Genomic DNA, 24483 nt, shown 5'->3' on the forward strand with positions numbered 1-24483 from the left:
AAAGATAGTTATCCATTTTTGAAATATTTTGAGTAGGTAAGATTATGAAGAATGCAGTTCATTTTGGCGCAGGTAATATCGGACGCGGTTTCATTGGTAAATTGTTAGCAGACGCTGATGTTGAGGTCACTTTCGCTGATGTTGATAAACCACTCGTTGATCAACTAAGCCATAAACAAGAATACAAAGTGAAAGTCGTTGGCTCTCAATGCCAAACAGACACCGTCACTCACGTTACTGCGGTTAATTCAGCGAGTGAAGATGTGATTGATCGAATCGTCAAAACAGATTTAGTCACAACAGCCGTTGGTCCGAACGTGCTCGATATCATCGCAAAAACCATTGCTAACGGGATTAACAAGCGTTTCGCTTCAGGAAACCTAAAACCATTAAATATCATCGCTTGTGAGAATATGGTTCGCGGCACGACTCACTTAAAAGGTGAGGTCTACAAATATTTAGATGAATCACTGCACGAGCAAACTGAAACACTGGTTGGCTTTGTAGATTCTGCTGTAGACCGTATCGTGCCACCAACATCGGCAGCCAATGATGATCCATTAGAAGTCACCGTTGAAAGTTTCAGCGAGTGGATTGTGGATGAACAGCAATTTAAAGGTGAAATTCCTGACATTGAAGGAATGGAAAAGACATCGAATTTAATGGCGTTTGTTGAACGTAAACTGTTTACTCTCAACACTGGTCACTGCATCACCGCTTATCTAGGTTGCCTCAAAGGTCACCCCACCATTCGCGATGCCATTGAAGATAAAGATATTCAGCAACAAGTTAAGCAGGCCATGCAAGAGAGCGGAGAAGTCCTCATTCAACGCTACGGCTTCGATCGTGAATTACACGATGCATACATCAATAAGATACTGGATCGCTTTGCTAATCCATTCTTAGTCGATGAAGTGGATCGCGTTGGTCGCCAGCCAATTCGTAAACTAGGGCCAAATGATCGATTAATAAAACCACTTTTAGGTACAATCGAGTATGGCACTGATAATAAAACACTTTTAAAAGGTGTTGCTGCCGCATTAAAATACACAAATGCGACTGACCCTCAGGCGGTTGAGTTACAAGAGTCGATTAAAGCGCAAGGCATTAAGCAAACCTTGGTTCAATATACTGGCTTGGCTGAGTGCAGCAAAGAAGTGGCAGAGATCGAAGTCATTTACAACCAACTATAGATAGTTAAGGGGCTAGGAACGCCCCTTTTATCGCAAATTTAAAGACAGGTATGGCAATTAATAATATTAACGAAACTGAGATCATCGAACAGCTAAACAACGCACCATCGGTACGTGGTTTTTTTATTGCAGCCGTCGACGTATTTAATAGCTCGATTGACGCGCTCGTTCAACGAATCTTTCGTAAAGACAATTTTGCAGTGCAATCTGTTGTTGGTCCTCTACTACAAGACTCAGGCCCGTTAGGGGATCTCTCTGTACGTTTAAAGCTGCTATTTGGTTTAGGCGTCCTTCCCGATGAGGTATATCACGATATCGAAGACATCATAAAGATCAAAAATATGCTCAACAATGATGCCTCTGATTATGAGTTTACCGACCCAAACATTCTCTTGCCTATAAAAGAGCTTAACCTAGTTAAGAAGATGGGAATGGTGCAACTTGAAGTCAGTGAGCCTGATGATGATATTGATTTAGAATTTTACCACCTTCAGCTACAACGCCAGCAGCAAATTATTAAATCCGGCCTTTCACTTGCCATTGTCGACATCTGCAATGAACTCGGTAAAGACAGCCCATTCTAGTGATAGAACTCCTCTCCCACATTAATACCACAGCCCTTATTTGCGTTAGGTCAAACTAGCTTTTAAAAACTCCTCTTTACCCATTTTCTCTGACTATACTACTTTAGTAAATCCTAATGGATTCATTTCAACTGTATAACTAATAACTATAACGCTGTTTAAATACGTCATTTGTACGCTTCTTTCTTCCAAAGAAGTTGCAGTACATAAATCGGATTCAAATCCATTTAGAGCTTTGAGTTTTTCATCGCACTATAAAAAATAAAAACCGATGGCAGCTAGGGAAATAAACATGAATTTATCTGATATATCCTTCAAACAAAAAATCGTCATTTTGATTGCCTTACCGATACTTGGTTTTCTTTGGTTAAGCTTTTTCTCTATTAGCCAGAGCATTACCACAACGAAAGAGATGTCTTCGCTCAAACAACTCACCAGTCTCTCTGTCGTTTACAGTGAGCTTGTTCATGAAATCCAAAAAGAACGAGGAATGACGGCCGGATTTCTTGGTTCGCAAGGCAAACAGTTTAGAAGTGAGCTAACCGCGCAAAGAAAGGCGGCCGATAATAAAAGAGAGCAACGACGTAGCTATTGGCAAACCTCTGAAGTTGAAAATCAACAAATACAGACGCTAAATAATCAGATCAATCAGCAACTGAGCAGTATCGACTCAGTTCGAAGCCAAATTGATGCCCAGACAATGGCACTTTCTGATGCGTTATCCTACTACACAAAACTCAACTCAATGCTGTTGAGTGTTTCTGAGCTAATCTCAAACATTAGTAACAATGCTGAAATCACGCAGGAGACCATTGCCTACTACAACTTCTTACAGGGAAAAGAGCGAGCAGGTATAGAAAGAGCGGTACTCAATAACACGTTTGCAAAAAATGAATTTGGCACAGGAATGCTAGTGAAGTTTATTTCCCTAGTGACGCAACAAGACACCTACCTAAATAATTTCAATGTATTTACCACAGCATCAAACAAGCAGTTCTTCAATCAACAGATGCAACATCCTTCTATTGCGGAAGTAACTAAAATTCGCCAAGTAGCTGAATCAAAAAACAGTCAATTTGATGTCGATCCCGTGTATTGGTTTTCTCAAGCAACCGCGCGAATAGGGCAACTTAAAAAGATTGAAAATCACCTTTCGTCAGGTTTAATTACTCTCGCAGAAAGCAAATCAAAATCTGCTCAGTGGTCACTCATCGTTAATATTATTATGTGTTCACTGATTGCTCTTTTCACCGCTGTCATAAGCCTGCTAACCAGTAGAGATCTTTCAGCCAGAGTGAAAGATCTCACCTCTGTGATGACCGAAGTAAGAGATCATAATGACTTAACCGTTCGAGCTGTTCATATTGATAAAAGTGAGTTGGGGATTATCTCTTCTTCTTTAAATGCGACGCTTGAGCAGTTTTCACAGGTGATTGATGACTTATCAAACTCAAGTATCACGCTCGCCTCTGCTGCTGAAGAGACCTCACAAACCTGTCAGTTGAACTCAACCTCAATGAATGAGCAACAGGGGCAAGTAGCATTAATAGCAACCGCAATAGAGGAGTTTTCTACCACGGTTAATGAAGTTGCCACCAAGACTCAAGATACAGCTGAAGCGGCTAAAGTCGCTAACGATAAGTCACAAGCAGGTCTAAAGACAGTTCAAAATTCTTACCACTCCATTGAAAGCCTTGCGACCGAAATAGATGGGTTGGCAGAAAAAATAACCCATCTACATGAGAGCAGCAATGATATTAACAATGTGATTGATGTGATTAAGTCTGTGGCCGAGCAAACCAACTTGCTAGCACTTAACGCAGCGATTGAGGCAGCACGAGCTGGTGAGCAAGGAAGGGGCTTTGCCGTGGTCGCGGACGAGGTACGAACACTCGCTCAACGAACTCAAGAATCTACCGCTGAGATCGAAGGATTTGTCAGCTCTCTTCAATCCGATGTGGAAGGGGCATTTAATGTCATAGATAGCAGTCAGAGGAAATCTTCAGTAGCGGTTGAAGACTCAAAAAGTGTTGAACAAACTCTGGCCGATATATCTAACTCAGTAAACAGCATCTTTGATATGACAGATCAGATCGCAACAGCGGCAGAAGAACAAGCCGTGGTCACTCAGGACATAGCTAGAAATGTCATGACTGTTGAAGAGAAATCCAATGAGACAACAGAGGGAGCAATACAAATCGCTACAACCTCTTTAGAGCAGGCCGAACTCGCCACATCACTGAAAAACCTTGCCAGCTCCTTCAAGATCTAATCTTTCAGCTTAGACTGACTCTCCAGTCATAAAACAAAAAAGCTCCCAACCCGGGAGCTTTTATTTTATTGAGCTTCTGCTATAAGAGTCACCATTGAAGATAACTCATTACGGTACTATCTGTAGCTCTATTCAACCTTTGGCCCTATTCAACCGTCACTGCTTTTGCTAGGTTGCGTGGTTGATCCACATCGGTCCCTTTGATCAGAGCAACATAGTAAGAAAGCAACTGCATTGGAATCGTGTAGTAGATCGGTGCAGTAATATCGCTAACCCTAGGCATAGTGATGATTTTCATGTTCTCATCCGCTTCAAAACCTGCGTCTTCATCCGCAAATACGTACAACAAACCGCCACGTGCTCGAACTTCTTCGATATTAGATTTTAGCTTCTCTAATAATTCATTATTCGGCGCGACCACTACAACCGGCATATCTGCATCAATCAGTGCCAATGGACCGTGTTTCAGTTCACCAGCTGCATACGCTTCAGCGTGAATGTAAGAGATCTCTTTAAGTTTCAAAGATGCTTCCATAGCGATGGGGTAGAACTCACCTCGGCCTAAAAACAGTGTATGGTGCTTATCTGCGAAATCTTCAGCCAGTGCTTCAATCTCCTTTTCAAACGCCAGTGCAGCGTTAATCTGCTGTGGAATCGCATGCAGTGCTTCTACGATCTCTTTCTCTTTCTCAGCACCAATCAGGCTTTTCTGTTTACCTAATGCAGTTACTAGCATCAGCAGCGCTGCAAGTTGCGTGGTGAAAGCTTTCGTTGAAGCTACGCCAATTTCAACGCCAGCTCGGGTCATGAAGGCAAAATCAGACTCACGAACCAATGAAGAACCAGCAACATTACAGATAGTCATTGCTGACATATAGCCTTTCTCTTTCGCTAAGCGCAGAGCGGCTAACGTATCAGCGGTTTCACCCGACTGAGATAAGGTAATTAATAGGCTATTTGGACGTGTGACAAACTTACGGTAACGGAACTCAGATGCAATTTCGACATCACAACTAACACCCGCTAGATCTTCAAACCAGTAACGTGCCGCCATACCTGCATTGTAAGACGTACCACAAGCGATAATCTGTACGTGTTCAACGTTAGCAAGAATTTCCGCTGCATTAAGCCCAATACTTTCAGTCACGACAGAGTCTTTGGTGATGCGACCTTCCATCGTATTCGTTAATGCCGTAGGTTGCTCGTAGATCTCTTTTTGCATGAAGTGACGATATTTTCCTTTATCACCAGCATCATGCTCAGCATTCGACTCAGTTATCTCACGCTCAACCTGCTCGCAGTTTAGATCGTAAACGGTGACGTCACGTCGAGTGATCTCCGCGACATCCCCTTCTTCCAAATACATAAATCGGCGAGTGACATTAAGCAGTGCCAGTTGGTCAGAGGCTAAGAAGTTTTCACCCACACCAAAACCAATCACAATTGGGCTACCAGAACGAGCGACAACAATACGGCTAGGATCTTTACGATCCACAACCACCGTGCCGTACGCTCCATCTAGCTGAGCGACTGTTTTCTGCAGTGCTTCACGCAAAGATTTGCAGCTGCGCAGTTCCCATTCAACAAGATGGGCAATCACTTCGGTGTCGGTTTGAGATTCGAATACATAACCACGTTCGCGAAGTAATTCACGTAGCTCTTCATGATTCTCAATAATACCGTTATGAACAACCGCAATATCACCAGACATATGAGGGTGAGCATTGGCTTCAGAAGGTTCACCGTGTGTCGCCCAACGAGTATGGGCAATACCTGTACCGCCAAGGACATCTTGCTTTTCAACAGCGTCAGCCAACTCTTGAACTTTACCTAAACGGCGAACACGAGTCAGATTGCTTTGAGCATCAACAACTGCCACACCCGCAGAGTCATACCCGCGATACTCAAGGCGACGAAGACCTTCGACTAAGATTTCGGCTACATCACGCTGCGCGACTGCGCCTACGATTCCACACATAGTGTTTACTCCATTATAATTTTATTTTTTATATCCCTAACGGCTGCAAGCAAGGCCTTAAAGCTAGGGTGATTTTTAGTACATCTTTATTAAGCTCGAATCACCCGCACATTATTTGATTCAATTTCGGCGGAGTGTTCAGGTGAAAGTTCACTATCGGTAACCAATACATCGATACTTTCCCAGCTCAACTCTAAATTTGGAATTTTTCGGCCTAACTTTTCAGACTCGACCATAACAACCACTTCCCGTGACACTTCTGCCATAACCTTGCTTAAACCAACTAACTCATTAAATGTAGTCGTTCCTCGGCTAAGGTCGATACCGTCAGCGCCAATAAATAGCTGATCAAAGTCGTAAGATCGCAATACAGACTCTGCAACTTGCCCTTGAAATGACTCTGAATGAGTATCCCAAGTACCGCCGGTCATTAATAATGTTGGCTCACTTTCAAGATCGTTAAGTGCATTGGCCACATTTAGTGAGTTGGTCATTACCACTAAGCCGGTTTTGTGGTTTAACTGTTGAATAAGCGCTGCAGTGGTACTGCCACTATCGATCACAATGCGATTATGGTCCCGAATAAGAGCTGCGGCAGCCGTTGCCAATTCTACCTTTCGCGGCGAAACCTTAGGAGCAAGTGCTTCGTTAACCACTTCTTTAGGTAGTGCAATTGCACCACCGTATCGGCGCAAAAGCTGACCATTTTTCTCAAGCTCTGCGAGATCCTTTCTAATCGTGACCTCGGATGTTGTAAACTTACAGGATAGTTCCTCAACGCTTACCTCGCCCAACTCAATAATGAGGTTAGAAATAGCGTGTCTTCTTAGCTGTGTGTTTCGTTTCGACATCAAAAAATCAACTTTAAGTTTCAAACTGAAAGAAAGTATAGTCGAACCGAAAGATATTCGTCCATTTATTTCGATCTAAAAAATAAATATTTCATACCAAAACCTTGTCCTAAGACAACTCTAGACCGTGATATTGAGTTGATTCGGTGGTAGAATTGCGCCCGAAAAGAAAATTAATTACAGAATTAACCGTAATTTGTTTGAAAACTTACTCATATAAAGTGGGTTAAGTCACATAAAGCCTAGATTCGTAGCCTTTTGCTTGGTCATAAAATGACTAAATCAGGTGAAAGACTTACAAGATTGATGTAGTTATTTAAAAACCGATGAGTTTTAGCTAATAAGAAACGCTAAACACAGGTTCTACATTAAAAATACAAACCAATTTCAAATTGAAACAATACTTACCGGAGAGTATCTTCCATGAAAAAGACTAAAATCGTATGTACGATCGGCCCTAAAACAGAATCTGTAGAGAAGCTAACTGAGCTAGTTGATGCAGGCATGAACGTAATGCGCCTGAACTTCTCTCACGGTGACTTTGCAGAGCACGGCACTCGTATTGCGAACTTCCGTTCAGTAATGGAAACTAAAGGCGAGCAACTTGCTATCCTTCTGGATACTAAAGGTCCAGAAATCCGCACTATCAAACTAGATGGCGGCGATGATGTTGACCTAGTAGCTGGTCAAGAATTCACTTTCACAACTGACGCTTCAGTTGTAGGTAATAAAGACGTTGTTGCTGTTACTTACCTAGGTTTTGCAAAAGACCTTTCAGCTGGTAACACTATCCTAGTAGATGACGGCCTAATCGAAATGGAAGTTATCTCAACTTCTGAAACTGAAGTTAAGTGTAAAGTTCTTAACAATGGTGCTCTAGGCGAAAACAAAGGTGTTAACCTTCCTGGCGTATCTGTTCAACTTCCAGCTCTTTCTGAAAAAGACAAAGCTGACCTTAAATTTGGTTGTGAGCAAGGCGTTGATTTTGTGGCTGCTTCTTTCATCCGTAAAGAAGACGATGTTAAAGAAATCCGTGCTCTTCTAAACGCTAACGGCGGCGAAAGCATTCACATCATCTCAAAAATTGAGAACCAAGAAGGTGTTGATAACTTCGATTCAATTCTTGAAGCTTCTGACGGCATCATGGTTGCTCGTGGCGATCTAGGTGTTGAAATCCCAGCTGAAGAAGTAATCTTCGCTCAAAAAATGATGATCGAGAAGTGTAACCGTGCACGTAAGACTGTTATTACGGCAACTCAAATGCTTGATTCAATGATCAGCAACCCACGTCCTACTCGTGCTGAAGCGGGCGACGTTGCGAACGCTATCATGGATGGTACTGATGCGGTTATGCTTTCTGGCGAAACAGCAAAAGGTAAGTACCCTGTTGAATCAGTAACTATCATGGCTCAAATCGCGAACCGTACTGACAGCGCGCTTAAAGCTGAGCTAGGTTCTCGTCTAGACAGCCCACGTCTACGCATCACTGAAGCAGTATGTAAAGGCGCGGTAGACACAGCTGAGAAACTAGCTGCTCCACTTATCGTTGTTGCTACTGAAGGCGGTAAATCTGCACGTTCAGTACGTAAGTACTTCCCAACTGCAAACATTCTTGCTCTTACTACAAACAAGAAAACAGCAGCTCAACTAGTACTAACGAAAGGTGTTAAGCCTGTTCTTGTTGATTCAATTGAAAGCACAGATGCTTTCTACATCAACGGTAAGAACATTGCTTTAGAGTCTGGTCTAGGTAAGAAAGGCGATATCGTACTAATGGTTTCTGGTGCACTAGTTGCTTCAGGTACTACTAACACAGCTTCTGTTCACGTTCTTTAAGAACTGATTAGATTCTGATGTTAAAAAAGAGAGCTTCGGCTCTCTTTTTTGTTGCTTGCACAGTTATTGTGACTGACGTTTCTATTTTCTATTAATTAAGCACAGAGTAATGGCTTACTCTTTACAATCGACAGCTGATTACGCCCTAGCGATTTCGCTTTATAGAGTGCAATATCAGCCCGCTTATAAGAGTCGGTGCTATTTGATGTCAAATCAGTATAGCCTCCACTCACAGTGACTGGCAGTTCAACATTCTCTTCCACCGATTTTCGTAATCGTTCCAGTACTGGTGTCGCTTCATCAAGTGACGTATTGGGTAGTATAACGGCAAACTCTTCCCCCCCAATTCGAGCAATCATATCCGTTTGCCTTAGGTTCGATTGAAGTGTCTGAGCAACAACACGAATAACTCTATCGCCTTCATCATGCCCTTTTTCATCATTTACACGCTTGAAAAAATCAATATCAAATATCGCTAAACAGACGGGTGAACGGTCATTATAGCGTTCAACGATTTGAGCGTGGCTCAGCAGTGCCTGTTCAAATTTACGTCTGTTATACAGGTTCGTTAATTCATCTTTTTCACTCAATAGTCTTAACTGATCTTCTAACTGTTTTCTTTCGGTAATATCAACAAAGGTCGTGATGTAATAATCCACTTCTGACTTTATCGTGTGAAATGCCTGAATTCTTGTAATTAGCGTTGACTGGACACCCGCGCTATTGTTGATCATCACCTCCCCTTCCCATGTATCTTGAGCCTTGAGAAGCTGACTCACTTGTTTCAGTTTTTCAATATTGGTTATGTCAGAGACCAGTTCATAAGCATCTTTATTAATTGCACCACTCTGAGACAAGCCAGTCATGCTGGTAAATGCTTTATTCACCATGACAATACGATGCTGTTTATTAGTAATAACAACAGCAGACATACCATCAATGGCAGCTCGAGCAAGTTTACTTTCTAGGTTTCTACGGCGGTAATGTAGAAAAGTGAACACCGTGGGTATAGCAAACAGTAGCATCGTTAAAAAGACTAAAGCGACCTCTTGCTGAAGCGTAACAAGGTCTTTGGAAAGTCTTTGATTTAGTATTTTTTTGTTCGCTTGTACGACAATAAATAACGATTGATTTGAAGACACGTCTAGCTGTTTGAAAGTAAATAGGTCTCCATTATTTACAATATATCCAGATTTTTCTTTGAGCATGCGCTGCCACACTTTAGGGTACTCTGACGATAAGTTGTAGCCCACTCGCCTTTCGATTAAATGCCCATGAAGCTTATCTGCTCGATGACTTTCAATATAATACCCTTGGTCACTGATCAGCTCAGGGCGAAAATCTCGACTAAATTTGTAATTAAAACGCGATGACACATAGCCAATATCCATATTAAGGATTAAATAGCCGGCCTTTTCCTGCATCACAGAAATAGGGCTAATGATTCGAAAAACAGGTGCATTATGAGCAGAGATTGAATCATTTTCGTTTTCTAGGTCTATTCCCCAAGAGCCCATTTGGCTAACCGATAACGACTGAGCAAGCTTAAAGTAGTCTCGGTGGCTCTCATCCCCAAGATTGTTGGTAATCGATATTTCATCGTTTACTTCGGAGTATTTAACGCTGACTTGCTCACTGCCGTTAGAGTCTACATAGCGAATTTGAGGAAACCATTTTTGGTGGATCATTGTTGATGACCAAACCTGCTCTAATTGTTTTTTATTAAATAGAGTCGGTGAAAAAACGTAGTCATACATTGCCTGATTTTTCGAGAGCAGATCCGATATCGAAATCACTTGAGTACGTAAAAAACTATATTCTCTATGGCTGTATGTGATTTGCTCCTTCGCCTCTTTGACACTTTGATCAAAGCTATCTTGCTTAACTGTTTGATATCGTTGGGCGTAATAGACTAACGAAATGAGAATAAGGGCCAAAGTAGTCGCAAAAAATGGCAGAATAATTTTGAAATACTTCATTTATGACTATGAGATACCGACAATAAACAACAAAGGTAGAAATAAAAAAGTGGCGCTAAAGCACCACTTCATCTAATAACAAAAGCTCATTAATTTTGAAGCTTATAAATCACATCAACTCGATCTCGGATCACGAGAGTGGAGTCTTGATAGCTATTACTTTCAGACTTAGCATCCATAGACATAGAGCGCATCAAAACCGGTTGAGAGCTAGGCATATTATAATCAATACGCCATACGCTTCCAAGATCTTGATCAAAACCTTGAGCTAAAGACTGTGCTTTTGCGTTAGCGTCTTTAATCGCTTCAAGACGCGCTTGCTGTTGATATTTGGCTTCATCACGCACTTTCAAACGAATGGTATCGACCTGATTAATGCCCTCACTTAAAGCAATATCCAGATATTGATTGAGATTAGCCAAATCATCCACCTTAACCGTCATGGTGCGAGAAGCTCGATAACCAACAAGTTCAGGCTTACCCTTCTTTGGATAATGGTACTGTGGTGTCAGGTAAAGATTAGAACTATTGATGCTAGTCGCCACTACACCATGTTCCGTCAATTTAGCGATAAAGCCATCGACAACATTATCGACCATCTGCTTTGCTTGCTCGGCTGTCATGGTTGATTCAACCACTTTTACCGTAAATTCTGCCATATCGGGGGTTGCAGTGACCTCACCATAACCCGTTGTCACAAGGTGAGGAAATGTAGGCGCATTGGCTGATACATTTAAACTAACTAAGCTACTGAGAGCCAAAGTCAAAATAGGTAACATCTTCATTTTTACTACTCTGATAGTTTTATCACCTACATAATAGGTAAATGCTGACAATTGGCTACCATTCGAGCAACAACCTGACACAACTTTTACCTAGCCTCTTACTTAATAGCAATCTGCAATAGCTCTCCTACGGTTTTTCGTAACCAGCGATGAGCCGGACTATTGTCTACCCTTTTATGCCAAATTGAATGGTGTGTAACACGTCCACTATTGAAGGGAAGGTTGCGTACGGCAAGCCCCATACTGTCTGCATACATATTTGCTAGGCTTTCTGTCACTATCGTAATGTTTTGTGTACGAGAAGCCATTGCCATGGCTGATAACATTGAATCAGACTGCGCGACTATCTTTCTCTGTCCTAGCTGCTCTTTGGCAAAGTACTCCGCAATTCTCATATTCGCCCGTTTAAGGTTCTGCACGATATGACCGAAGCTGAAGTACTCGTCAATAGTCATATCTCTACTTGCGAGTTGATGCTCTTTACTTATCACCATCACAAGGTTCTCGCTAAATAATTCACTTGAACAGAAAGAAGGTAATAAATTATCTAATAGGTCGATGACCAAATCTGTTTGATTCTCAATAAGCTGTTTTGATACCTCATCATCAGAAGAGGGCGTAACCGAGACAGATAACTCGCACGCGGCAAGTTTAGGGTGAGTCAATAAAGGAAGAAGGAGGTGCTGAATTGGCTCACTGAGTGTCACATGAAATTTATGGGCACGAGCTGGATCGAATTCCAAAACCTGATCCAACGCTTGATCGATAATGCCGGTAGCCAGCTCTAATTGCTCAGCCAGCATTTTTGCGGAAACCGTCGGTGCAATGCCACGTCCTTTTCGAATAAACAGTGTCACCCCAAGGTTTTCCTGTAATCGCTTTAATGCGTTACTTACCCCAGGCTGAGTCATATTCAGCACTTCTGCTGCTGTCGTGATCGAACCAAGGCGATAGACCTCAATAAAAACACTGAATAAATTCCAATCTATTTTAGTTTGCATAGCCAACACATCACCACTAGGAATGTTTAATACTAATTTTAGTTTATATATATAAATGTTTCATCTGTTTATTATTACCTCAATCCAGTACGAATACTCCTTCGAGGTTAAGATGAACAAGATTACATTAAACAAATCAGTTATCGCTTTAGCAGTCATGATCGCACTTCCAGCAAGTGCTGCATCTAACAAACCAGTCGGTGATATTAGTGCCAACGGTAAGCCTGCTTCAGAGCACACGTCTACTGCCAATCATAGACTTGCTGCTCAACTTAATTTCGACGATGTTCGTGCTTTTGAAAATAATGATAAAGGGTTAATTGTTCCGCTAACAGAAGAGACACGTAAGAGCCTGAGCGATCGTTTCTCTCACCTGCATAAAGGTCAAACCATTGCCGCTGACGCACCGGACACCGTAAACCCATCACTATGGCGTCAAGCACAACTAAACCACGCTGCTGGTGGCTTATATCAAGTTCGCGACGGCATCTACCAAGTACGCGGGACGGATCTTTCATCAGCCTCGTTTATTCGTAGTGAATCAGGTTGGATTGTTTACGATGTGCTGCTAACCAAAGAAGCAATGGCAGCCTCTTTAGAGTTCTTTCTCGATAATGTACCTGAAGGTGGCGACCTACCGATTGTAGCTATGATCTACTCTCACAGCCATGCCGATCACTTTGGTGGTTCTAAAGCTGTTCAAGAACGCTTTCCAAATGTGAAAACTTACGCTCCTCACGGATTTATCAAAGAAACGATTGACGAAAATGTACTTGCTGGTAATGCAATGTCTCGTCGTACTGCTTATCAATATGGTGGCACGTTAGGCAAAGCGTCTGAAACAGGTGCGATTGACGCAGCGTTGGCAAACGGTCTTTCAACTGGCGCTATCACTTTAGTTGCACCAGATGAGACTTTCCCAAGCGGCGAAGATCAAAAGTTCTTCACCACAGAAATTGACGGCCTTGAGTTTGTCTTTATGGATACAGCAGGTACTGAAGCACCAGCAGGCAGTGCCGCGTATATCCCATCAATGAATGCTCTTTGGACTGGCGAAATGATGTATCACGGTATGCATAATGTATACACACTCCGTGGTGCTAAAGTTCGTGATTCATTGAAGTGGTCAAAAGACATCAACGAAATGATCAACGCATGGGGCGGCGACATTGAGTACCTATTCGGCTCTCACTCATCACCTATCTGGGGTAATGAAGAAATCACTGAATTCATGAAGCTTCAGCGTGATAACTATGGCTTTGTCCATAATCAAACGTTGCGACTAGCGAATAATGGCATGGTGATGCAAGACATCGGTGCGAAGATCAATGACGAGCTACCTGAGTCAATCAAGAACTCATGGCACACAAATGGTTACCACGGTACTTACAGCCACAATGCTCGCGCTGTTTACAACATGTACCTAGGTTTCTTCGATATGAACCCTGCAAACTTAAACCCACTTCCAGTTCAAGAAGAAGCAGAAAAGTTCGTTGAATACATGGGTGGCGCAGACGCTGTCGTAACAAAAGCGAAGAATGACTTTAGCGAAGGTAACTACCGCTTTGTTTCAACCGCACTTAACAAAGTTGTTATTGCACAACCAGAACACAAAGAAGCGCGTCAATTACTTGCTGATAGTTATGAACAACAAGGCTACCAAGCAGAAGGCGCTGGTTGGCGTAATATTTACCTAACGGGTGCTCAAGAGCTAAGAATTGGTACTATGCCTGGCGCACCAAAAACTGCGTCTCCAGATGTTCTTTCTGAAATGACTGTCACTAACCTTCTTGATTACCTAGCGGTTCAAGTTGTGGCAACGAAAGCTGATAAAACACCGTTTACTATGAATGTAAATGTGCCTGATATTGGTGAAAAACACTTTGTTGAGCTATCTAATGGTAACTTGAACAACGTGATGACAGCGGATCTAAGTGACGATGCAGACGCTACACTTCACGTCAACAAAGCGGATCTGACTCAAATTCTGCTTGGCCAAACGACTATGGCTGATTTGCTGAAATCAGGAAAAGCGGGTATCACGGGTGACGCAACGGTACTAGAGAAGCTTAAGCAATCAATGGTTCGCTTCGACGACAAATTTGAAATTGTTCCTCGCCCAGCGAAAGGACAAGAAGTAGATGCTGATATCTACCGCCCTCTCGGTCAGTAAACATCATTAAGTTAGCGATTTAACTGCCACTACAACAATATAAGGCCATGAGAACATGGCCTTATCTCTTCAAAAATACTCTTAACTATTTGTTTCTCCGCATGGATAGCCACACGCTAGAGGTTCATTATGAAATCTAAACTGACGACAACACTGCTCACTGCTCTACTTGGATTTTCATCGGCTAATACCATCGCATGTGGCATTGATGGTGGCGCTTTCTTTCAAACGATAGGAACCATGCCTTCAGGAACGTTTAGTGTTGCTCTTGCGATTAATGAAGCAAAAGAGAACCAACAGATTGTCGTTTCAGAAAAGCACTCTCAACGGTTGGATATGGTGCTATGGCAAGTTCAACAACGATTGAAACCACACTACCAAGGCGAAGAGTTTGAAGTGACTGTTTATGATATTGCAGGGAATCATTTTTTAAATATCAAAGCCGATGGGAATACGCTAAGTAGTGCAGCTCACGAGTTACCAAAAGAAGGCGAAGAAATCGTATTTGGTGTAACTGACGCGTCGGTTCTATTTGCTCTTGCAACAAATGAACTAACCTTTAGCCAAGCTCAATCAATGGGTTTATGGAGTAGTGAAGGCGGTTCAGAAGAGTTTAATGGTTTGCTTCAAGCAGCATTTGGCTAAGTAAAATATAAATTAAAAAAAGAGGCGCCATAGCTGATGTAGCTTTGACGCCTCTTTTTTTCAAACAGCGAATGCTATTTAATAATCGACAGCAAATAGCTAGTCGACTTTATTTAAATGCACATCCATTTGTGGGAATGGAATTTCAATTTCGTTTTCATCCAAAGCAATCTTAATCGCTTGAAGCGTATCGAAGTAAACATCCCAATAGTCTGCTGTTTTACACCACGGTCTTACAACAAAGTTCACCGAAGAGTCAGCTAATGCGCTTACACCAATCTGAATGCCTTTCTCTTTAATAAGGCGAGAATCCGCTTCAAGTGTTTCGCGAATAACCTTTTCAGTCTTTTTAAGGTCTGCGCTGTATGAAACACCAATAACATGGTCAACACGACGAGTGTCATGGCGTGAATAGTTGGTAATTGGGCTACCAATAACACCACCATTTGGTACAACAACCATTTTATTATCTGGTGTTGTTAGAACCGTTTGGAAGATTTGAATAGATTCAACCGAACCTGCAACACCACCAATCTCAACATAATCACCTGATTTGAATGGACGGAATGCAACGATCAACACGCCAGCTGCAAAGTTTGATAGTGAACCTTGAAGGGCAAGACCAACAGCAAGACCAGCGGCACCAATAACTGCAACAACAGAAGCAGTTTGAACGCCAAGTCGACCTAGAGCGGCAATCAATACAATAGTGAACAATAGGTATCGAACTAAGCCATGAATAAATTCAACAACGGCTCTATCCATATCCTTTTTCTTCAATACCTTGGCAATGCTATTTGCCACAGCTTTAACCGCTATATTACCGATAAACAGAATAATAACAGCAGAAAGGATGTTAACCCCATACTGCACAAATAACTCAGAATTATTTGTTAACCATGTTTCTGCTTGTGTTAATCCATCAACCAAGGGAGTTTCTAGCCCCAGTGAATCATCTGCCATAACTTAATCCTCTAAAAATACATCTCAATTGTCTAACCCATACATTCACAATGTGTCACTAGAAATATTTAGTTACATCTTGCGTTAATTTTGGGGGACAATATCTTATTTTGGCGACTTGAACGTAAGCGTTGGGTCAATTCTGACCTTGCTTAGCTAAGTTCGCTCCTTTTGATAACAACCTGTTACAGGTTACTCACAATTGTAATGTTTCGCTAGGGTTAATAACGTCTTAGAAATGAATTTTAGGCATAAAAAAACCCGCTAAAAGCGGGTTTTTAAAACAGTTATCGAAGTCTAAATTATAGAACGTCGATAGCGTTTAGGTCAGCAAAAGCTTTCTCTAGGCGAGTAACCATTGAAGCTTGACCTGCACGTAGCCATACGCGTGGATCGTAGTACTTCTTGTTTGGCGCAGAGTCGCCAGTTGGGTTACCAATTTGACCTTGTAGGAAGTCAAAGTTTTCAGCAGAGTAAGTACGGATACCGTCCCATGTAGCCCACTGTGTATCAGTATCGATGTTCATTTTGATAACACCGTAGCCGATAGACTCTTGGATTTCTGCTTCAGAAGAACCAGAACCGCCGTGGAATACGAAGTTTAGAGCGTCAGGTGCAATACCGAACTTCTCTGCACAGTATGCTTGAGAATCACGTAGGATAGTTGGAGTAAGAACTACGTTACCAGCTTGGTAAACACCGTGTACGTTGCCGAAAGAAGCAGCGATAGTGAAACGTGGGCTAACAGCGTTTAGGATTTCGTAAGCGTATGCAACATCTTCAGGAGAAGTGTATAGCTCAGATGCGTCCATATCCGTGTTATCAACACCGTCTTCTTCGCCACCAGTACAACCTAGTTCGATCTCTAGAGTCATACCCATTTTAGCCATGCGAGCTAGGTATTTAGCACATGTTTCGATGTTCTCTTCTAGAGTCTCTTCAGAAAGATCGATCATGTGAGAAGAGAATAGAGGCTTACCAGTTTCAGCGAAGAACTCTTCACCAGCGTCTAGAAGACCGTCGATCCAAGGAAGAAGTTTCTTAGCAGCGTGGTCAGTATGTAGAATTACTGGAACACCGTAAGAAGCAGCAACAGCGTGTACGTATTTTGCACCAGCTACAGCGCCAAGGATTTGTGCACCTTGACCTTCAAGTTTAACGCCTTTACCAGCGAAGAAACCAGCACCGCCGTTAGAGAACTGAACAACAACAGGAGCTTTAACTTTAGAAGCTGCTTCTAGAACACCGTTGATTGAATCAGTATTTACTACGTTTACTGCAGGAAGAGCAAATTTGTTTTCTTTTGCTACTTCAAATACTTTCTGTACGTCATCGCCAGAAATTACACCAGGTTTTACAAAATCGAAGATCTTAGACATGGAAAAAGTCCTATTTATTCTATCGTTTTAAGATTAAAAAACTAAAGTTTAAAAACTTGCAAACGTTTGCTCACAACGCGCGCATTGTATCAAACAAACATTAAAAAAGCGGAAATATTATTCCCGCTTTCAAAATTTATTACTTAGCACGCTCTTCTAGCATTGCTACAGCAGGGAGTACTTTACCTTCAACAAATTCAAGGAAAGCGCCGCCGCCAGTAGAGATGTAAGAAACGTCAGCTTTGATACCGAACTTGTCGATAGCAGCTAGCGTATCACCACCGCCTGCTACAGAGAAACCTGCAGAGTCAGCGATTGCTTTAGAAATACCTGCAGTGCCTGCTTCGAAATTCTTGAATTCAAATACGCCAACTGGGCCATTCCAAAGAATTGTTTTCGCGTTGCTGATGATGTCAGCAAGTACAGCAGTTGAATCAGGACCAAGATCGAAGATCATGTCGTCATCTTGTACGTCTGCAACGTTCTTGATTTCAGCTTCTGCGTTTTCATCAAATGCTTTTGCACATGCAACGTCAGTAGCAACAGGAATAGCACACTCTTTCATTAGCTTTTTAGCTGTATCAACTAGGTCTGCTTCGTATAAAGACTTACCTACATTGTGACCTTCAGCTGCGATGAATGTGTTTGCGATACCACCACCAACAACAAGTTGGTCAGCGATTTTAGAAAGAGACTCAAGAACAGTCAGCTTTGTTGATACTTTAGAACCACCAACGATAGCAACTAGTGGACGCGCTGGGTTATCCATCGCTTTACCAAGAGCTTCAAGTTCAGCCGCTAGTAGAGGACCAGCACATGCGATTGGTGCATTAGTACCAACACCGTGAGTCGATGCTTGTGCACGGTGAGCCGTACCAAATGCGTCCATTACGAAGATGTCACAAAGTGCAGCGTACTTCTTAGAAAGCGCTTCTTCGTTCTTCTTTTCGCCTTTGTTAAAGCGAACGTTTTCAAGAACAACTAGCTCACCAGCGTTTAGCTCTAGGCCATCTAGGTAATCTTTAGCTAGTTTAACGTCGCAATCTAGTGCGTCATTTAAGTAGTTAACAACAGGAGCTAGAGAGAACTCTTCGTTGTATTCGCCTTCAGTAGGACGACCTAGGTGAGAAGTAACCATTACTTTAGCGCCAGCTTCTAGGCAACGCTTGATTGTTGGTAGTGATGCAAGGATACGTGCATCTGAAGTTACTTTACCGTCTTTTACTGGCACGTTAAGGTCAGCACGGATGAAAATGCGTTTACCTGCAAGTTCCAGGTCAGTCATCTTGATTACAGACATGTTTGTCCTCTCAAATTATTTAATAAATAAAGTTTTTGGAAACCCGGCAACCCTGCCGAGCCTAATAATTCTTCAAACTGGTTACTTATATGGAGATACTTCACATTTATTTCAAGTCTCGAAATAAACATTTCTCCACGGCATCCTTTCCATTCTATTAATCGAACTTGGATGCTTGCATTGCGAGCGCGGTATCCAGCATACGGTTCGCAAAGCCCCATTCGTTGTCGCACCATACGAGCATCTTAACGAGATGCCCATTGCTTACTCGAGTTTGTGAACCATCGACAATCGCGCTATGAGGATCGTGATTAAAGTCGATAGAAACGAGCGGCGCTTCAGTATAGTCAACAATGCCATCTAATGTACACTGAGATGCCTCTAAAATGGTTTGATTTACGTCATTAACTTTCACATTTGTATTAATTGTGACACTTAAATCCATTGCAGTAACGTTTACTGTCGGAACCCTTACAGAAATGGCTTCAAACTTGTTAGAAAATTTCGGAAAAATACGTTCAATACCTTTATGAAGTTTTGTATCGACAGGAATGATAGATTGGCTGGCTGAACGAGTACGGCGAAGATCGCTATGATACGCATCGATCACCTGCTGATCATTCATCGACGAGTGTATCGTTGTGATCGTGCCAGACTCTATTCCAAAGTGCTCATCAAGCACCTTAATAATCGGCACAATGCAGTTCGTCGTACACGATCCGTTCGAGACAATGCGATCGCTCTGTTTTAGCGTATCGTGGTTCACACCGTAAATGATTGTATTATCAAGATCATTATCGCCAGGGTGTGAGAATAGAACCTTCTTAGCACCCGCTGTAATATGCGCCTCACCATCGGCGCGACAGCCATAAACACCGGTACAATCGAGAACAAGATCAACGTCAAGATCTCGCCAAGGCAACAGATCGATTTCAGCTAGATGAAGAATTCGGATGGTATCAAAGCTATCTTTGTTATCAGAAGCCTTATCGCCATGATGCACGTAGATGTGCTCTTGATCATTGGTAATTTTTTTCCCAAATCGACCATGGCTTGTATCATATTGCAGTAGATGGGCCATAGCATCTGGCTGGGCAAGCTCATTGACAGCAACAATCTTAATCTGATGATCTTTATGACTTTCATACAATGCACGAAGAATATTGCGACCGATACGGCCAAATCCATTGATCGCTACTTTTAACATAATTCCATTGCCCTACTTCATTCGATTCATTGTCATTAATTCTGTGGCACAAATATTACCTGATAGTGGTGAAAAGCGCATCAATCAAGTGATCTACGTCGATAAATACCTTTAATCTATTGAAATTACGCATTTACATAACGCATAGTAATCAGTGTGAGGCGCGATTTACCTGAGTCACATTTTCTTTGGCTGTTTCTAACCTACTTTATCAACCAAGGAAAAGGCTATTACATGACAAGTAAACGTAATTTTTTAAAAGACGGGTTTCTGGTCACTCACTTTTGTAAACAGTGCAATCAAGAAACAGAGCACAGTGAAGTTCTTGTTCGTAAAGCAAGCAAGTACGATACACAAACATCACTGTTTAGCAGGTTCATGCTTTTTATAACTGAATTCATTAATGGTGGGCATTACTACAACATGGATCGTTATGTGACATGTAAAATGTGTGGTCGTCGAGAGCTCGACAATAAAGGGGATGAATTTGAGTGATTATTGATAGCATTAAAAAACCGAGCTAATCGCTCGGTTTTATTTTTTGTTCAAGACTTTCTATTTTTCGTCTTCTTCGCTTTCATCTTCTTCTTCAACTAGAGCATCTTCGCCTTCATAGTAAGTGCCCCACCCGTCATAGATAATATCGAATTTCTCAGCAAGGTTTATCAGCTTCTCAACTTGTGCATCAATCGCTTCAGCGTTTAATACCGACTCCATCGAAGCGTCACAACAAAGCAGTTTATTGCCGTCTTCATCTTCGGTTTCTTCAGCTTCAAGAACTTCAAAGCCCAACTTAAACGCTTCTACTGCCGCTTTTTCTAACGTTGCAAAATCTTCAGCAAATAAATGGTGTTCAATTTCATACAGCGAATCCGGTTCACTACCATCTTCCAGCAAAGCTTGAATGATATCGCGAGTCTCTTCTTTTTGAATCTCAATTAAGTCTTCTACTGATACATAGTCATCTGCGTTAGACATAGTTTGTGCTCCAGATCGTGTTCATAAATTCAAAATTATTTGCGACGAAATATCGCATGGATCGCATAGAAATGCCACTAACAAAGCGATCCTGATAGGATCTTTATCCTTTATCGATGGATTATCGATACAAACACGCTTTGAGTTACAATTTTCTAACAATCGCCACTGAAATGTAAATTCAGAGTTTTATCTCACAGCCTGATTCTTCAAGACCAATTCAAAAGTGCGTGAATATGGTCAATCCTTGAATATCTTTATTCATCTTAATATGAATAAAGATTTAAACATCACGTTAGTTTTGCCAGAAGATGAATATCTATTCGCCATAGTCTTGGTTTCTTTCTTCTATAATTAAAAGACAAAACGCATAGGCAAGCACTGAACAATGATATGTTCCACACCTCACTTTTGGAGTTTACATCTGCAATAAATACAAAATATAGAGGTAATAACTCAAATGTCAATCAACACCAGTCATTACCATTGCAATTGCTACTTGCATCTTTACATCAAGCTTGTCATAAATACTGGCTGGAATATTAGTAAGGATACGAAATGAGTAAGTTGTACGTTGGATCTGAAGTCGGTCAGTTAAGACGAGTACTATTAAATCGACCTGAGCGCGCGCTCACTCACCTAACCCCATCAAATTGTCATGATCTGCTTTTTGATGATGTATTGGCTGTCGAAGCGGCGGGTGAAGAGCATGATGCTTTTGCTAAGACCCTCACTAACCAAGGCGTTGAAGTACTATTACTCCATGACTTGTTGGTCGATACACTAGCCATTGAAGAAGCGAAGCTGTGGCTTCTAAATACTCAAATTTCAGATTTTCGCTACGGCCCTATCTTTGCAAAAGATCTGCGTAACTACCTCTCTCAAATGACCAATGATCACCTAGCAACCGTGCTACTCGGTGGTTTGGCTTACTCAGAGCTTAAAATTAAGTCTTCATCGATGCTGCCTAAAATGCATCGTCCTCTAGATTTTGTCATTGAACCGCTACCGAATCATCTATTTACCCGTGATACATCTTGCTGGGTTTACGGCGGCGTATCTCTTAACCCAATGATGAAAGCCGCTCGTCAACGAGAAACCAATCACTTGCGTGCTATCTATCGATGGCATCCGGTATTTGCAGGGCAAGACTTTATTCAATACTTCGGTAACGAAGATCTTCATTATGATAATGCCAATATCGAAGGCGGTGATGTACTGGTTATTGGTAATGATGCGGTACTGATTGGTATATCTGAACGAACCACGCCTCAAGGTGTTGAAAACTTTGCAGCTAACCTGTTTAAGCATGGGCAAGCTAAGGAAGTGATCGCCGTCGATCTACCAAAACATCGCTCTTGTATGCACCTAGATACGGTCATGACTCATATGGACATTGATACTTTCTCTGTCTATCCAGAAATCATGCGCAAAGATCTCGATACTTGGCGATTAACACCGAAAGGCAGTGATGACTCTGCATCAACCGATGAAATGAAAGTTGAAAAAGTGCCAAGTTACATCCACGCTATCGAAAATGCGCTGGGGTTGGACTATCTAAAAATCATTACGACCGGTGGTGATAGCTATGAAGCGGAACGTGAACAGTGGAACGATGCTAATAATGTTCTAACTGTCAAACCGGGCGTTGTTATTGGTTATGAACGTAACGTTTATACCAATGAGAAATACGATAAAGCTGGGATTGAAGTTTTAACCATTCCAGGCAACGAGCTTGGGCGTGGTCGTGGTGGTGCTCGTTGTATGAGTTGCCCAATTGAGCGAGATGGAATTTAACTGAAATTAGCCTAGTTTTCTAAACTTGCTTTATATAACTCCTAACAAAAAAGCAGCGGAAGGTCGTCCCGCTGCTTTTTTAATGTCTGAACGTTAATGTTCGAGCTATTGTTACTCAGTACCACCAACCGTTAACATATCTAATTTCAATGTTGGCTGACCAACACCTACTGGCACGCTTTGGCCTGCTTTACCACAAACGCCAACACCGCGATCCAAACTCAGATCATTACCAACCATCGACACTTGCTGCATGGCTTCAATACCAGATCCAATCAAGGTTGCCCCTTTAACTGGGTGAGTGATTTTCCCGTCTTCAATCATATACGCTTCAGACGCAGAGAACACAAATTTACCGGACGTGATATCAACCTGACCACCACCAAAGTTTGGCGCGTACAAACCGCGTTTAACCGTTGAGATGATCTCTTCTGGTGTGTGCTCACCTGGTAACATGTAAGTATTTGTCATGCGAGGCATTGGTAGATGTGCATAAGACTCACGACGACCATTACCCGTTGGTGCAACACCCATTAATCGAGCGTTGAGTTTATCTTGCATGTAACCTTTCAACTCACCGTTTTCAATCAAAGTGTTGTATTGACCACTGATACCTTCATCATCGACGTTCAGCGATCCACGAAGATCTTTTAATGTTCCATCATCCACAATCGTACAGTGCTTAGAGGTCACCATTTCTCCGATCTTACCAGAAAATACAGATGACTCTTTACGGTTAAAATCACCTTCTAAACCATGACCCACCGCTTCATGAAGTAGTACGCCCGGCCATCCAGAACCTAGCACAACTGGCATTGCTCCAGCAGGGGCTGCAACAGCTTCTAAGTTAACTAATGCTTGGCGAATCGCTTCATCGGCAAATTGATACGCGACTTGTGAGCCTTCTTGATCGGTAAGGAAGAAATCATACCCAAAACGGCCACCGCCACCTGAACTTCCTCGTTCACGACGATCGCCTCTTTCAGCAAGTACACTAATAGACAAACGCACTAACGGGCGAATATCACCTGCGTAGGTACCATCGGTAGCAGCAACTAACATGTTTTCATGTACGCCGCTTAGACTAATTGATACTTCTTGGATCAGAGGCTCTTTGGTTCTGATGTACGCATCTAACTCTTTTAATAGCTCGGTCTTTTGCTGTTTCTTCCAACTCTCTAACGGATTAACCGCAGAATAATAGGCTTGATTATCATGACGGCTAAACGCCTGCACTTTTGCATTCTGCCCTTTTTGAGCAATACCACGTGCTGCTACTGCACTTTGTGTTAGGCCATCAAGGTGAATTTGGTCTGAATAAGCGAATCCAGTTTTTTCACCCGCAACGGCACGAACACCCACACCACAGTCAATATTGAATGAGCCGTCTTTAATGATGCTGTCTTCAAGTACCAATGACTCATGCCAGCTAGATTGAAAGTAGATATCGGCATAATCAATCTGGCGAGTGGCAATGCTGGCTAATGTGTCTGAAATATCTTGCTGCGTTAGACCGGTTGGCGATAACAATGCATCTTCGATTCGGTTTAGGCTCATAATCT

Annotated in this window: 19 protein-coding genes; 8 read left to right on the plus strand and 11 right to left on the minus strand. The window is 42.1% G+C overall.

Annotated elements, in window-relative coordinates:
- Window positions 1-44 precede the first annotated feature (44 nt).
- From L4D20_RS08930 to L4D20_RS08940, 3 genes are all read left to right on the plus strand, one after another.
- Window positions 45-1193 (plus strand): mannitol-1-phosphate 5-dehydrogenase, encoded by a 1149-nt coding sequence (locus tag L4D20_RS08930; RefSeq protein WP_428801215.1) that lies wholly within the window; start codon window positions 45-47, stop codon window positions 1191-1193.
- A 50-nt stretch (window positions 1194-1243) separates the two neighbouring features.
- Window positions 1244-1777: an MltR family transcriptional regulator gene (locus tag L4D20_RS08935; protein ID WP_428801216.1), complete on the plus strand. Its 534-nt coding sequence runs from the start codon at window positions 1244-1246 to the stop codon at window positions 1775-1777.
- Between the two features lie 292 nt (window positions 1778-2069).
- Window positions 2070-4049, plus strand: a complete 1980-nt coding sequence (locus tag L4D20_RS08940) for a methyl-accepting chemotaxis protein (RefSeq protein ID WP_428801217.1) — start codon at window positions 2070-2072, stop codon at window positions 4047-4049.
- A 145-nt stretch (window positions 4050-4194) separates the two neighbouring features.
- Here the strand turns inward: L4D20_RS08940 and glmS are convergent, their stop codons facing one another.
- The gene (gene glmS, locus L4D20_RS08945) at window positions 4195-6027 is read right to left on the minus strand and encodes a glutamine--fructose-6-phosphate transaminase (isomerizing) (protein ID WP_428801218.1); all 1833 of its coding nucleotides are present in this window, start codon (window positions 6025-6027) and stop codon (window positions 4195-4197) included.
- 89 nt (window positions 6028-6116) lie between these two features.
- Window positions 6117-6878 (minus strand): DeoR/GlpR family DNA-binding transcription regulator, encoded by a 762-nt coding sequence (locus tag L4D20_RS08950; RefSeq protein WP_428801219.1) that lies wholly within the window; start codon window positions 6876-6878, stop codon window positions 6117-6119.
- 423 nt (window positions 6879-7301) lie between these two features.
- Between L4D20_RS08950 and pykF the strand changes: the two genes are divergently transcribed.
- Window positions 7302-8714, plus strand: a complete 1413-nt coding sequence (pykF, locus tag L4D20_RS08955) for a pyruvate kinase PykF (protein ID WP_428801220.1) — start codon at window positions 7302-7304, stop codon at window positions 8712-8714.
- 95 nt (window positions 8715-8809) lie between these two features.
- On the opposite strand, the gene L4D20_RS08960 is transcribed toward pykF, so the two are convergent.
- The 3 genes from L4D20_RS08960 to L4D20_RS08970 form a co-directional block, all read right to left on the minus strand.
- Complete coding sequence (locus L4D20_RS08960; RefSeq protein WP_428801221.1) at window positions 8810-10693, minus strand: GGDEF domain-containing protein; 1884 nt, start codon at window positions 10691-10693, stop codon at window positions 8810-8812.
- An 89-nt stretch (window positions 10694-10782) separates the two neighbouring features.
- A complete protein-coding gene (locus L4D20_RS08965) occupies window positions 10783-11478 on the minus strand; it encodes an oxidative stress defense protein (protein ID WP_428801222.1) in 696 nt (231 codons plus the stop codon).
- 98 nt (window positions 11479-11576) lie between these two features.
- Entirely contained in the window at window positions 11577-12479 is a 903-nt protein-coding gene (locus L4D20_RS08970) for a LysR family transcriptional regulator (protein ID WP_428801223.1), read from the minus strand.
- Between the two features lie 112 nt (window positions 12480-12591).
- Here L4D20_RS08970 and L4D20_RS08975 point away from each other — a divergent pair, with 112 nt between their 5' ends.
- Entirely contained in the window at window positions 12592-14652 is a 2061-nt protein-coding gene (locus tag L4D20_RS08975; RefSeq protein WP_428801224.1) for an alkyl/aryl-sulfatase, read from the plus strand.
- A gap of 129 nt (window positions 14653-14781) precedes the next feature.
- Complete coding sequence (locus L4D20_RS08980; protein ID WP_428801225.1) at window positions 14782-15297, plus strand: hypothetical protein; 516 nt, start codon at window positions 14782-14784, stop codon at window positions 15295-15297.
- A gap of 99 nt (window positions 15298-15396) precedes the next feature.
- Here L4D20_RS08980 and mscS read toward each other — a convergent pair whose 3' ends face one another.
- The 4 genes from mscS to epd form a co-directional block, all read right to left on the minus strand.
- Window positions 15397-16260, minus strand: a complete 864-nt coding sequence (gene mscS / locus L4D20_RS08985) for a small-conductance mechanosensitive channel MscS (protein WP_428801226.1) — start codon at window positions 16258-16260, stop codon at window positions 15397-15399.
- A 302-nt stretch (window positions 16261-16562) separates the two neighbouring features.
- A complete protein-coding gene (gene fbaA, locus L4D20_RS08990; protein WP_428801227.1) occupies window positions 16563-17639 on the minus strand; it encodes a class II fructose-bisphosphate aldolase in 1077 nt (358 codons plus the stop codon).
- Window positions 17640-17778: 139 nt separating this feature from the next.
- Entirely contained in the window at window positions 17779-18939 is a 1161-nt protein-coding gene (locus L4D20_RS08995) for a phosphoglycerate kinase (protein WP_428801228.1), read from the minus strand.
- 157 nt (window positions 18940-19096) lie between these two features.
- Window positions 19097-20146, minus strand: a complete 1050-nt coding sequence (gene epd, locus L4D20_RS09000; RefSeq protein WP_428801229.1) for an erythrose-4-phosphate dehydrogenase — start codon at window positions 20144-20146, stop codon at window positions 19097-19099.
- A gap of 234 nt (window positions 20147-20380) precedes the next feature.
- On the opposite strand from epd, the gene L4D20_RS09005 reads away from it, so the two are divergent.
- On the plus strand, window positions 20381-20641 hold the full coding sequence (locus tag L4D20_RS09005; protein ID WP_428801230.1) for a hypothetical protein: 261 nt from the start codon (window positions 20381-20383) through the stop codon (window positions 20639-20641).
- 60 nt (window positions 20642-20701) lie between these two features.
- Here the strand turns inward: L4D20_RS09005 and rraB are convergent, their stop codons facing one another.
- Window positions 20702-21124, minus strand: a complete 423-nt coding sequence (gene rraB / locus L4D20_RS09010; protein WP_428801231.1) for a ribonuclease E inhibitor RraB — start codon at window positions 21122-21124, stop codon at window positions 20702-20704.
- Window positions 21125-21682: 558 nt separating this feature from the next.
- Between rraB and arcA the strand changes: the two genes are divergently transcribed.
- Complete coding sequence (arcA, locus tag L4D20_RS09015; RefSeq protein ID WP_428801232.1) at window positions 21683-22921, plus strand: arginine deiminase; 1239 nt, start codon at window positions 21683-21685, stop codon at window positions 22919-22921.
- Between the two features lie 111 nt (window positions 22922-23032).
- Here arcA and tldD read toward each other — a convergent pair whose 3' ends face one another.
- On the minus strand, window positions 23033-24478 hold the full coding sequence (tldD, locus tag L4D20_RS09020; protein ID WP_428801233.1) for a metalloprotease TldD: 1446 nt from the start codon (window positions 24476-24478) through the stop codon (window positions 23033-23035).
- Between the last annotated feature and the right edge of the window lie 5 nt (window positions 24479-24483).

It is taken from the genome of Vibrio kyushuensis (assembly GCF_050337325.1).
GTDB classification, from domain to species: domain Bacteria; phylum Pseudomonadota; class Gammaproteobacteria; order Enterobacterales; family Vibrionaceae; genus Vibrio; species Vibrio kyushuensis.